Annotated in this window: 12 protein-coding genes; 7 read left to right on the forward strand and 5 right to left on the reverse strand. The window is 62.1% G+C overall.

The genetic code is table 11. The annotated features are described in order from the left end of the window. Positions 1–58: 58 nt before the first annotated feature. From G7047_RS14880 to G7047_RS14890, 3 genes are all read right to left on the reverse strand, one after another. Positions 59–1171, reverse strand: a complete 1113-nt coding sequence (locus tag G7047_RS14880) for an acyl-CoA dehydrogenase family protein (RefSeq protein ID WP_166306849.1) — start codon at positions 1169–1171, stop codon at positions 59–61. A 250-nt stretch (positions 1172–1421) separates the two neighbouring features. After that, entirely contained in the window at positions 1422–2714 is a 1293-nt protein-coding gene (locus tag G7047_RS14885; protein WP_166306852.1) for an NAD(P)/FAD-dependent oxidoreductase, read from the reverse strand. Positions 2715–2754: 40 nt separating this feature from the next. After that, a complete protein-coding gene (locus tag G7047_RS14890; protein WP_240939132.1) occupies positions 2755–3108 on the reverse strand; it encodes a c-type cytochrome in 354 nt (117 codons plus the stop codon). A 581-nt stretch (positions 3109–3689) separates the two neighbouring features. On the opposite strand from G7047_RS14890, the gene G7047_RS14895 reads away from it, so the two are divergent. Together G7047_RS14895 and G7047_RS14900 are read left to right on the forward strand one after the other, a co-directional pair. Next, positions 3690–3941 (forward strand): hypothetical protein, encoded by a 252-nt coding sequence (locus G7047_RS14895; RefSeq protein ID WP_166306855.1) that lies wholly within the window; start codon positions 3690–3692, stop codon positions 3939–3941. Between the two features lie 8 nt (positions 3942–3949). Next, positions 3950–6016, forward strand: a complete 2067-nt coding sequence (locus G7047_RS14900; protein ID WP_166306858.1) for an AAA family ATPase — start codon at positions 3950–3952, stop codon at positions 6014–6016. A gap of 27 nt (positions 6017–6043) precedes the next feature. Here the strand turns inward: G7047_RS14900 and tauA are convergent, their stop codons facing one another. Then, complete coding sequence (gene tauA, locus G7047_RS14905; protein ID WP_166306861.1) at positions 6044–7045, reverse strand: taurine ABC transporter substrate-binding protein; 1002 nt, start codon at positions 7043–7045, stop codon at positions 6044–6046. A gap of 360 nt (positions 7046–7405) precedes the next feature. On the opposite strand from tauA, the gene G7047_RS14910 reads away from it, so the two are divergent. From G7047_RS14910 to G7047_RS14920, 3 genes are all read left to right on the forward strand, one after another. Further along, a complete protein-coding gene (locus G7047_RS14910; RefSeq protein ID WP_205904639.1) occupies positions 7406–8224 on the forward strand; it encodes a helix-turn-helix domain-containing protein in 819 nt (272 codons plus the stop codon). Between the two features lie 106 nt (positions 8225–8330). Continuing rightward, the gene (locus tag G7047_RS14915; protein WP_166306864.1) at positions 8331–8747 is read left to right on the forward strand and encodes a hypothetical protein; all 417 of its coding nucleotides are present in this window, start codon (positions 8331–8333) and stop codon (positions 8745–8747) included. Positions 8748–8775: 28 nt separating this feature from the next. Then, complete coding sequence (locus tag G7047_RS14920; protein WP_166306867.1) at positions 8776–9117, forward strand: DUF1330 domain-containing protein; 342 nt, start codon at positions 8776–8778, stop codon at positions 9115–9117. 33 nt (positions 9118–9150) lie between these two features. On the opposite strand, the gene pmbA is transcribed toward G7047_RS14920, so the two are convergent. Further along, positions 9151–10560 carry a metalloprotease PmbA gene (gene pmbA / locus G7047_RS14925; RefSeq protein ID WP_166306870.1) on the reverse strand — a complete coding sequence of 470 codons (1410 nt, stop codon included), beginning with the start codon at positions 10558–10560 and terminating at the stop codon, positions 9151–9153. Between the two features lie 81 nt (positions 10561–10641). On the opposite strand from pmbA, the gene yjgA reads away from it, so the two are divergent. Beyond that, complete coding sequence (yjgA, locus tag G7047_RS14930) at positions 10642–11298, forward strand: ribosome biogenesis factor YjgA (protein ID WP_166306873.1); 657 nt, start codon at positions 10642–10644, stop codon at positions 11296–11298. Positions 11299–11316: 18 nt separating this feature from the next. After that, on the forward strand, positions 11317–11937 hold the full coding sequence (gene mog / locus G7047_RS14935) for a molybdopterin adenylyltransferase (RefSeq protein ID WP_166306876.1): 621 nt from the start codon (positions 11317–11319) through the stop codon (positions 11935–11937). The last annotated feature ends 26 nt before the right edge of the window (positions 11938–11963 follow it).

Consider the following 11963-nt stretch of genomic DNA (forward strand, 5'->3'; position numbering starts at 1 on the left):
GGTTTGTCTTTGAATGGTCGTTTTCGAAAATGGGCCACGCTTGAACGGCGTGCACCGATCAGGCGGTCGCCTCGCACATGGATTTGCCCAGCATGTCGTAGATGACGTCGGTGGTGGGCGCCATCACCGAAGCCGCGCGTGCATCGCGGAACAGGCGCTCAATGCCCAGGTCCTTGCGAAAGGCCGCGCCGCCGCACACGCGCATCGCCGTATCGGTCACGCCAAGAGCCGCTTCCGCAGCAGCCGCCTTGCATTGCAGAAGCCGCGTGCGCACATCGCTGCGCTGCAAAAGCACCGCGTTCACGGCGTCGTCGCGCAGCAGTTGTGCCTGATCGGCCTGAAGCTGCGCCTTGGCAAGATAGGCACGAATCGTCGGCAGATCGGCCAGCGAACTGCCGCTTTCAGCGAATCGCGTGGCAGCCACATGCTGCACGGCGCGGCGCAGCACACCCTTCATCAGACCGATGGAGGTGGTTGCGATCAGCGTCGGAAAATACGGCATCAGGTACTGGCCCTTGACCGCTTCGCCCTGCCCATCGGCACCGAGCATGTCGCGCTTGAAGACCCGCACATCCTTGGCCGCAATCGGCGACGAAGCATTGCCGCGCAGGCCCATGCCATCGAACACGCTTGGCACCGAGAGGCCCTGCAATCGACTGTTCACCAACCACAGCGTATTGCCATCGCCCTGACTCGCCCGCGAGATCCAGACATACGAATCCGCCTCGTCCGCCGAAGTGATCATGCTCTTGTGCGCGTTGAGCAGCACCGCATCCTCGCCCTCTGCATCCGCCGTGCCGGTAGGTGCCCAGATATGGCTGCGCGACCCGGATTCGGACACCGCGAGCGTAGTCAGGTGCCGTCCCTCGGCAATCGCACGCCGAACGCCTTCTGCCGCAAACGGCTCGATCAGCGCAACACCGCAGTAATGCATGGTGAGCACCATCGCCGTGCAAGGGCAGTCCTGCGCGATGCGCTCGATTACCTGCACGGCTTCGCGCAGGCCGCAGCCCATACCACCGACCTCCTTCGCGCTGATGAGCCCCAGCAGACCCGCATCGGCCAATACATCGAGCGCTTTGCGTGGGTAGAGCGCCTCGTTGTCGGTCTGCGCAGCCGCAGGCGCGATGACATCGCGCGCGATGGGCTCAAGAACGGACAGAACTTCCATGACTTCTCCAGCAACCGGCGTGAAGAGATCGGCCCATGCGGGGCGAGCTGGAGACGAAAACTGCGCTCAATGAATGAGGACCGCAGCACATGCGATCTCGTACGTTGCCAAGCCAGCAGCGCACCGGAACAGAATCTTGTCTCCCGTCGCACACAGACCTGCAATCACGACAGATGAACAATTGAATGAAATCATTATAGGGATCGGTCATGACTGCGCTCTTCACGCCGATTCCTGACTGAACGCAAGGTCACATCAGGCTGTCCGCCCAGATGTTCTGCGCCCAGTTCCATGCGTAGACGCCTTCAAGGTCCGACGCAGCCGTCGACACACCACCCGAGCCGGGAACGGTCTTGTAGGTCTTCTCCGCCGTGTCGTAAAGATGCACGGACGCGACGTGGATGACCTGCTTGTCGCTCACGTAGCTGTAGCAGGTGTTGGTCAGCATCGGGTTGGCTGCAATTTCCAATCCGTTGAGCTGCGCTACCACGGCCGCTGCGGCTACCTTGGCATGGGCATTCGCCATGTGGCCGGACTTGGGCATGGCGGGAGCGATCTGGATCGAGTCGCCAATGATGTGCACGTCCTTGGCGATGGTCGATTCGAAGGTCTGGTAGTTCACCAGACACCAGCGCGCATTCGCCGTGGCCAGCCCCGATTGCACCGCAATCGCCCCGGCACGCATGGGAGGAAGCACATTGAGCACGTCGGCGCGCACGTCGTTCTGAACATCGAACTTCACCACACCGGCCGTGGCATCGACGGCGACGACCTTGTGCTCGGGGCGGTATTCGATGATGCCCTTGTAGTTGTCAGCCCAGTATTTCTTGAACAGCGGCCCCTTGGACGTGACATCCTGATTTGCGTCGAGAATCAATACCTTCGACTTTGGCTTGTGCTGCTTGAAGTAATGTGCGATCTGGCTGGCACGCTCATAAGGACCTGGCGGGCATCGATAAGGAGCTTCAGGAATCGTGAGCGCATAAACGCCGCCATCCTTCATCGCTTCGAGCTGCTTGCGCAGCGCTACGGTCTCGGGCCCGGCCTTCCAGGCCTGCAGAATCTGGCCGCTTTGGTTGGCCGCTTCCAGCCCTTCTACACCGCTCCACATCAGGTCGATGCCGGGCGAGAGGATCAACTTGTCGTAGGGCAACGTCTGCCCACCCGCCAACTGCACGGTCTTCTTCACGGCGTCGATGGACTTTACCCAGTCCTTCACCCTGCGTACCCCGTGGCGCGACTCGAGCGCGGAGTAACTCGTCGAGAGATCGCCAATCGATTTGCTGCCGCCAAGCACCAGGTTCGACAGCGGGCAAGAGACAAACTGCTCCTGCGGCTCGACCAGCACCACGTCGATCTTCTGGCCCGACAGCATGCGCACGTATTTGGCTGCCGTCGCACCGCCATAACCGCCACCGACCACTACCACTTTACCCTTGGCCGAGCCGGAGGTTGAAGAACCGCTGGCGCATCCCGCCAGCGCGGCCAGTGTTCCCAGTGCACCGACCGACGCCGATACCTTCAAAAGCTCACGTCTTTGCATGATGAGTCCTTTTCTTTTTCGTTGTTCGTCGTTGTGGGGTTCAGGGCTTCTGCGCGGCGAAGTAGTCCGCGAGCGTTTTCATCTGATCGTCGGTCAGCCCCTTGGCGAGCTGGTGCATGACAGTCGCCTCGCGCTTGCCGTTCTTGAAGTCCTGAAGCGACGCCAGCATCTTGTCCGCAGGCATGCCGGCCAGCGTCGCGAGCGGCGATCCGGCGGCGGCCTTGCCGTCCGTTCCATGGCAGGCCGCGCAGTTGGCCGCCATTTGCCGCGTGTGCAGCGCGCGCGATGCGTCCTGCGTGGCAGGCGAGGTCTGAGCCATGGCGGAGCCCGCGCCGAGCAGCGTCAGCATGAGCGCTGCAGCCGCGGCAACAGTCGAAGTTCTAAGCAGTTTCATGGGGGAACTCCCTTGTTTTGAATCAACGGACATCCGTCAACAACACATAAGCAATCACGCATTAGCACTGTCAATGTAGAAAGCTCAAACGAATGCCCATCTGGGGTTATCCCTTGTTTTCTGGCAAATCAATGGTGCAACGCGACGCATCCGCGCTGGCAATGCCGGATAAACATATTCACCACCGGCATGAGCCGCGCTCTGTTGTCTGTGCGCCACTCAAGCCCCCGAAAATGCTGTGTCTCGCCCCCATGGACGCGACTCCCACTTGCGCTGTATCAGTCCCTCACTCCACAATTGCGCCTTGTTCTGTGATGCCGGACACCTTGCACACACAGACCCTTGCGGCGTCGGCCTGCCATTGCAGAAGATCCCACCGCAATTCAGTTCTCCAACGAACCGACTTCCCGGAGATAGCCCATGACTCAGTTTTTGATCCACACCGCTCAACCCTGACGCGCCCGTCATCCGTCCCGGCTGGCACTGCGCGTCGTCAAACGACCTTATGCGTGCGCCTGCTCGGGAGCGATTCCTGCGCCTGTGCGTTCGCGCCTGCCGGGACTTCGTACTACGGAGCGCACATGAGTGCAAAAACTTTCTCGCGCGATTTCGCGCAAGGGCAGACCAAGAAACTTCGCCGCATGCGCCAGCCACTGGTCATGCAGCTTCCACCGCCATCGCCGCGCAACCACGTCGCACGCGCCATGGTTCTGCGCGCCTCATCGGGCGGCGCGGGCAAACACATCCGCAGTCAAGGCGCACAGCGCCGTGCGGACAAGGTGGAGCTGCGCAGGCAGACGGCAGCCAGCGGAGGCTTCAAGCATTGGGAATGAACAAGAACATGGACACGACAAGCACAACGACAACAACAAGCACAGCGGCGGCAATCACCATCGACCACCACACGGAGACGAACCCCGCGCACACGCTGCTCAGCAACCGCGTGGCCCTGCGCCAGCAAGTGCTGGACATCACCGCAAAGACGCTCAAGACCGAGCTCTTCGGCCTCGACACGCTGATCGACCGGCTCATCGATTCGGTGCGCGCCTGGTATCTGCTGCCCGAGGTGATCGACCGTCCGGTCATCGTCTGCCTCTGGGGCCTGACCGGCACCGGCAAGACCCAGCTCGTGCGGCGTCTGGCACAGCTTCTGGGCTTTTATGATCGCTTTCTCGAAGTGCAGATGGACGGCTTCAGCAACAGCACGCATGGCGCGACGCGCGATTCGATTGCATCCATGCTGGCCAACTCATCGGTGCTCGAGGGCGCACCGGGCATTCTGCTGCTCGACGAATTCCAGCGCTTTCGCACGCGGGACCGCAAGGGCAACGATGTCGCCGTGAAGCGTTATCAGGATGTCTGGGCCCTGCTCTCGGACGGCCGCCTGTCGCCGCCAATGGACGCACTGGACCGCATCGAGCTCGAGCAGGCCTACCACCAGTACGAGACCATGCAGGCGCAGGTGGACAAGGCCAACGACGAGGCGGATGAAGACGGAGATGCTGCTGACCGGCCACGCAAGAAGCCAAAGCAGAAGTCGCCCTTCCACCTCTCGGCCTTCGACGCACGCGACTTGCAGCATGCGCTCAAGCTCAGCGAACCCATCACGCAAATCATGCGCTGGACGCCCGAGCAGGTGCAGGAGCGCCTCGAGCACTTCCGCAACGACCCGAGCCGCTGGGGCACGGACCACAGCAAGCTGCTGATCCTCGTGACCGGCAATCTTGATGAGATGTACCAGGGCGTGGCCAAGCGCGTGCAGGACTGCGACACCGATGCCGACGTGTTCCACCGCTTCACCGAGCGGCTCTCGACTATCGACGTGAAGGAGGCGCTCGCCGAGCGTTTCCGACCCGAACAGGTGGCGCGCCTGGGAAACCAGCATCTGGTGTTTCCGTCGCTCAACCGCCATGCCTACGAACGGCTGGTCGCCGACGCCTGCAGCAAGCAAGTCGAAGCGGTGCGCGGCGCGCTCGATCTGAACATCGCGCTCACGCCCGCCGTGCTCTCCACGCTCTATCAGAACGCGGTGTTTCCGGTGCAGGGCACACGGCCGGTGTTCTCCACCGTGCATGCGGTACTCGGCCCCAGTCTGGGCAGTGCGGCCGTGTGGGCGATGCAGCAGTTGGCGCTGGCGGGCATGGCGAACCAGCGTTCGCAATGCGCACTGCAGCTCGACATGAGCGGCGACGGCAAGCAACTGGTAATGCGTCTGCAAAGAGATAGTGGCGCGAGCGTGATCGCCGAGCGCTGCATCGCGTTGCATCTCGAGATCGACAAGCTGCGCCAGCGCGCACAACCCGATTTCCGGGCGCTGCTCGCGGTGCACGAGGCGGGGCATGGGCTGGTCTACGCGCTGCTCAACCGCTGCGCGCCCACCGATGTGCGCATCAACGTCGCATCGTTCGAGGGCGGCTACGCCAGCTATGCGCCACGCGTGGCCGAGTCGCGCCGCATGGCGCGCGACGAAATCTGCGTGACGCTCGCAGGCCGCGCGGCAGAGCTATGGGTGTTCGGCGAAGACGCGGTGACCACCGGCGCCGAGGAAGACCTCAGTAGCGCCACACGCCACGCCGCACGCTACCACCGTCACTGGGCGATGGGAGATCGGCTCTCGCGCACCGACGTCACGCATGATGTGGAGCAGCACGTCAACACCGATGTCGAACGCAGCAATCCGGCCATCGAGGCCACGCTGCAGGCCGAGCTCGCCCGCGCGCAGCAACTGCTGGAAGACGCGCGCAAGCCGTTCGAGCGACTGGTGCAGGCGCTGCTCGACAACGGCTTCGTCGATGCCAAGCAGTTCGCGGCCGTCACCGGCCTCGACCTGCCCGCGCGCAACGATGCGCTCGAGCCTTGGAGCGCCGCATGGCAGCGCTTCGCGGCCAACGACCGGCGAGCGGCCTGAAACGGGTGTTGGGCGCTGGACGCTGGGCTACTTGCCCAGCGCCTTTCTCACATACTCCGTGGTCACGAAGGGGGCGTAGTCCGGCTTCACGGACTGCACCTTGCCCTGCCACTTGAGGAAGGCGGCGGTGAACTTCATCGCCGTCGATGCCCAGCCATCAAGCCAGCGCGTGCTGAGCTGCTCTTCCGCGCTCGGGAAACGATAGAGCGCCATCGATGCAGGCACATCCTTGGCATCGGCCTTGGACCATTTGGCAATGGCCTTGATCGGTGCGGAATCCGGCGTCCAGCGCGCAAGTTCACCGCGAACCTGCGTGCTTGCGCGGTCCAGCGCCCTGACCATGGCCACCATGAACTCCGGATGCTCCTTCGCCCACTTCGCGTTCACAGCGATGCCTTCGTAGGTCAGAAAACCCATCTTGGCAATGCTGCCCGAGGTGGCAATGACCGTACCACTTTTCTTGACGCTTCCAAGCACGGGATCCCACACAAAGGTCGCGTCGATGTCGCCACTCTCCCACGCTTTGGCAATTTCGGGCGGCCGCATGTTCATGATGATCACGCGCTTGGGGTCGACCCCTTCATTGTTGAGCGCCGCAATCAACTGGTAGTGCGCGGTGGAAAGAAACGGCACACCGATGCGCTTGCCCACCAGATCCTTGAAATTCTTGATGTGGCTGCCATCGCGCGCCACCAGTGCCTCGGCATCCGCGATGTCGGCCGAAATCCAGAACAGCTTGATGTCCTGTCCCTGCGTCGCAGCAGCCGTGAGCGGGCTCGACCCCACCTCGCCCAATTGCACCTCGCCCGCGCCCATCGCACCGATCACATCCGCGCCACCTGAAAACATGCGCCAGTCGATCTTGTAGCCCGTGGCTTTCTCGACCTCGCCGGACTCCATCACCAGCCTGAGCGGCACCGGCATGTCCTGATACGCAAACCGCACCGTCTTTTCGGCGGCAAACGCCGTTCCGGTCACCGCCAACACCGCCGCCGCTGCCGTACCCTGCAGCAAACTCCGCTTTCTCATACCTCTGGTCTCCTTGCGTTTTGAAAAACTGCGAGGAGGGAGCCCGTATCAACCGGTTCCTTGGCGCCCTCCCTCTCCTGACCTGCCTTCACGTTTCTTCCGCGCTGCGTTGTGAGCAGGCGGTGATTTGAAATGTAAATATTTGTCACTTATCCTAGGACTGCGCGGAAGGAACGCAATAGGGCTTTGCACGGCAGAAGGCGGATTCGGATGGCAATCACAGGGGTTTCCGCAGGGGCTTGGGAGTTGATCTATTGACAGATTTCTTGCGGTGGGCAACGCAGATGCTCCCGCTAAAGAGCCCCGTCAATGCCTGCGACAAATGCGCTTGGCACGCAAGCTGCGATAGAGTCATGCGCCATGATCCCCCTCAAAATGGACTCGGCACAAGCAACGTCACCGGTGGGCCGAATGGTGCGAGACTGGCGTCTGAGGCGGCACCTCAGCCAGATGGATCTCGCGCTCGAGGCCGGGCTTTCCACACGGCATCTGAGCTTCATCGAGACAGGCCGTTCGAAGCCAAGTGCCGAGCTGCTGATGTCCGTGGCCCAACGACTTGACGTGCCGCTTCGAGAACGCAACACCATGCTCCTCGCAGCGGGCTATGCACCGCGATATGCGCAGCGCAATCTGCAGTCGCCCGACATGCGCCTCGTTCACGAGGCACTCTCTCGACTGCTCGATGCACATCACCCCTACCCAGCGTTGGTGCTCGACCGCCACTGGAACGTGGTGCTCGCCAATCCCGCAGCGGCAGTGCTCGTCAGCCTGCTGCCAAACGAACTGCGTGAGCCCTCCGTCAACATTTATCGTGCGTCACTGCACCCCGATGGACTTGCGCGCTACACCCGCAATCTGCAGGACTGGTCAACGCATCTGCTGGCCCATCTGCGACGCTCGATCGAAAGCAGCGGCGACCCTGTACTCACCGCGCTGGAGGCGGAGGTCCTCGCCTACCCCGGGTTGAACGAAGCAGGCGACGAAGCAAGCACATCGGCGGACGTGCATGCGTTGCTCGTGCCCTGTGTTCTGGACTTGCCAACGGCCAGTCTGTCGCTGTTCACCACACTCACAAGCTTTGGCACACCGCAGGACGTGACCTTGCAGGAGCTCTGCGTGGAAATGTTCTATCCGGCAGACGCGGCCAGTGAAGCTGCTTTGCGGGCGATGTCAAGCTGAGGCCCCCTTGCGCACATGACCTCCGAGGTAATCGACGTTTGGCACGACATTTTCTACGCTTACTCCTGACTCGGGCGCATTGCCCGTTTTTCAAGGAGATCTCAACATGCCTACCGTTACCAACCACTCGGGTCTCAGGAACATTCTGCGTCTCGATGCCGTCACCTGCTCGGCCGTCGCCGTGCTGCAGTTGGTCCTCGCACAGCCGCTTGCTTCGTTGCTCGGGCTGGATTCCATGCTTCTGATCGGCAGCGCGATCTTTCTTCTGGGATATGTCTGTCTATTGCTCGCGACAGCCCACGCCATGAACATCTGGACATGGCTTCTGCAAGTTATCGTCATCGGCAACTTAGGCTGGGGCCTGGGCTGCCTTGCGCTGACGGTGGGGGCAAGTGGCGTTACCCGATTGGGACAGGCCTATCTCGCCCTCCAGGCGGTGGTGGTGTTCGTGATTGCAGCATGGCAATGGCGTGCAGGCAGTCAGCAAGTCACGTCGGCTGCCATGCCCCCAAAGCACGCCTGATGCGCACAACAAGAACCGAAAGCGCGCCATGACCGCCTATGCAATCGCTCTGATCCCAGACCTGCAATTCGGCCCCGACATTGCGGACTACCTGCAGCGCATCGACGCCACCCTAAAGCCCTACTCTGGCGCGTTTCAAGTCCACGGAACGCGCCCGGAGATGAAAGAGGGCGTATTCGATGGCGACTGCGTGGTGATCGGCTTTCCAAGCATCGAACAAGCCCGCACATGGTATGACTCACCAGCCTATGCCGAATTGATTGCACTGCGTACACGGCATGGCCGGTCCACTGTATTTCTACTGAACGGTCAGCCACCCGGGTACAAGGCAGCCTCGTCGCTTGAGAAGTTGACCCGTTCTCGCGCGTGAAACGTGGGCCTCAGGCGCGCGAAACGCTTGCCATCAGCTACCCGCCACCTTCATCTTGTTGATCAGCACCGAGCCCACGGTTTTGGCACCGTAGTTGTAAGCATCGGCTCCCACGGCGACGATGCCGGCGAGCATGTCCTTCAGGTTGCCCGCGATGGTGATCTCCTGCACCGGGAAGGCGATCTTGCCTTTTTCCACCCAGAAGCCGCTTGCGCCACGCGAATAGTCGCCGGTCACGTAGTTCACGCCCTGGCCCATCAGCTCGATCACGAAGAGGCCGGTGCCGAGCTTTTCAAGCATCGCGTCCAGATCGTCGCCCGAGCGGGTCAGCCGGGAGGTCAGCGTGAGGTTGTGCGATCCACCGGCGTTGCCCGTGGTCTTCATGCCCAGCTTGCGCGCCGAGTAGCTAGAGAGGAAATAGCCCTCCACGCGACCGGCGTCGACCACCTTGCGGGCCTGCACGCGAACGCCTTCTTCGTCGTACGGCGAGCTGCCCTTGCCGCCGAGGATGAACGGGTCTTCCGCAATGTCGATGTGCTTGGGGAACACGTCCGTGCCGAGCGAGTCGACCAGAAAGGTGCTCTTGCGGTACAGCGCGCCGCCGCTCACGGCCTGCACGAAACCGCCGAGCAGACCTGCAGCCAGCGTCGATTCGAACAGCACCGGGCACTCGGTCGTGCGCACCTTGCGGCTGCCGAGGCGGCTGAGCGCGCGTTCAGCGGCGTAGCGGCCAATCGCCTCGGGCGAGGCCAGATCCTTGGCGTTGCGCATGGAGCTGTACCAAGCGTCGCGCTGCATCTCGGCATTGCGGCCGGGCAGCGACGCAATGGGCGCCACCGACACGCTGTGGCGCGAGCTCGCGTAACCGCCACGGAAACCGCGTGTGTGGGCGCTGAAGAAATGGCTTTGCTGGGCGGACACGCCCGCACCTTCGCTGTTGGTGATGCGCTTGCTGGTGGAAAGCGCCGCCGCCTCGCATTCGAGGGACAGGCGTGCAGCTTCTTCACTCGTCACCGCCCAAGGATGGAACAGTTCCAGATCGCGATGGGTGTTCTCGGGGGCAATATCCTCTGCATCCGGTAGGCCAGCCACGGGGTCTTCGGCAGTGAAACGCGCAATGTCGTAAGCTGCCTGCACCGTGCGCTCGATCGCTGCCGGTGAAAAATCCGAGGTGCTCGCGTTGCCGCGGCGATGGCCGATATAAACCGTCACGCCCAACGACTTGTCGCGGTTGCGCTCTACCGTTTCCAACTCGCCTTTTCGCACATTCACGCTCAGGCCGCACGCCTCCGAGGCATCCGCACCGGCGTCGGTGGCGCCGAGCTTCTTGGCATGAGCCAGAGCCTGATCCACCAGATCGGCAAAGAAGTCGCGGGTATAGCTAAATCCGCTCTCTGGCTGGGTCAGGGCGGCATTCTTGGCGTTGGAAGGGGATTTTTTCATATCGGCGGCTATGATACTTGCCACTTTGAGCCCCTGTTCGGCACTTGACCGAATGGCCGGGGCCCGCTACCAACTACTGACATGCCACGCAAACTCAAAAAAGGCTACTTCGTGAGAGGTCAATTCGTTGCTGAAGGCAGCGAACTCGACATTCAACTGAAGGCCGAACTCAAGGGAACCGATGGTTCCACCAGAACCGAACTCAAACGCGAAAGCGATGAGTTGCAGAACCTTGGCAAAGATCTGCTGAGCCTGCGCGCCGACCTGTTCAATCGTTTGAACCTGCCCGAAAAGCTCCATGAGGCGATTCTCGAGGCCAAGCGCATCACCAATTTCGAGGGCAAGCGCCGCCAGATGCAATACGTCGGCAAGCTAATGCGCAAGCTCGAGGAAAGTGAAGTCGCGGCCGTGCGCCAGGCGCTCGACGAGCAGCGCAACGGCTCGGCCGCCGAGAAGCTCTCACTGCATCTGGCCGAACAATGGCGCGACCGCCTGATCGCCCATGAAGAGTCGCTCGCGGTCTGGCTTGAGCAGTTCCCCCGTACTGATATCCAGCAGGCCCGGGCACTGATCCGCCAAGCCCGCAAGGATGCCCCTGCCGAAGACAAGGCCGCTGAATCGCAGGGCCTCGCCCCGCGCAAGACGCGTGCCTACCGCGATCTGTTTCAGCTGGTGCGCGAACAACTCGAAGACACCAAGACCCAATCCGACGCCGAGTCCCACGAAGACGACGCGTAAGCGAGCCCACACAACAGCATGAGCACGACCTCGACACTGCCGCCCCTGCCCGCCACACCACAAACGGTGAAGATCGGCATCGTCTCGATCAGCGACCGTGCGAGTACCGGCGTCTACGAAGACAAGGGTTTGCCCGCGCTCAAGGAATGGCTTGCGCACGCGCTGCACAACCCCATCGACTTCGAAGCGCGCCTGATCCCCGACGAAAAGGACGGCATCAGCGCCACGCTCGTCGACCTAGTGAACGCTGGCTGCTCCCTGGTGCTCACCACCGGCGGCACCGGCCCTTCACCGCGCGATGTGACGCCTGAAGCGACCCTCGCTGTGGCCGACAAGGAGATGCCGGGCTTTGGCGAGCAGATGCGCCAGATCAGCCTCGCATTCGTGCCCACGGCCATCCTCTCGCGCCAAGTCGCGGTGATTCGCGGCCAGAGCCTGATCATCAACCTGCCCGGCCAGCCCAAGGCCATCGCCGAAACGCTCGAAGGCCTCAAGGCCGCAGACGGATCACAAAAGGTCAACGGCATCTTCGCCGCTGTGCCTTACTGCATCGACCTGATCGGTGGTCCGTATCTCGAAACCAAGGACGATGTCTGCAAAGGCTTTCGCCCCAAAACGGCGGTGCGCACACGCGGCTGATCGGCCCGCACTCCCAAGAATGAAAA

Origin of the sequence: Diaphorobacter sp. HDW4A (assembly GCF_011305995.1) — a bacterium.
Lineage (GTDB): Bacteria > Pseudomonadota > Gammaproteobacteria > Burkholderiales > Burkholderiaceae_C > Diaphorobacter_A.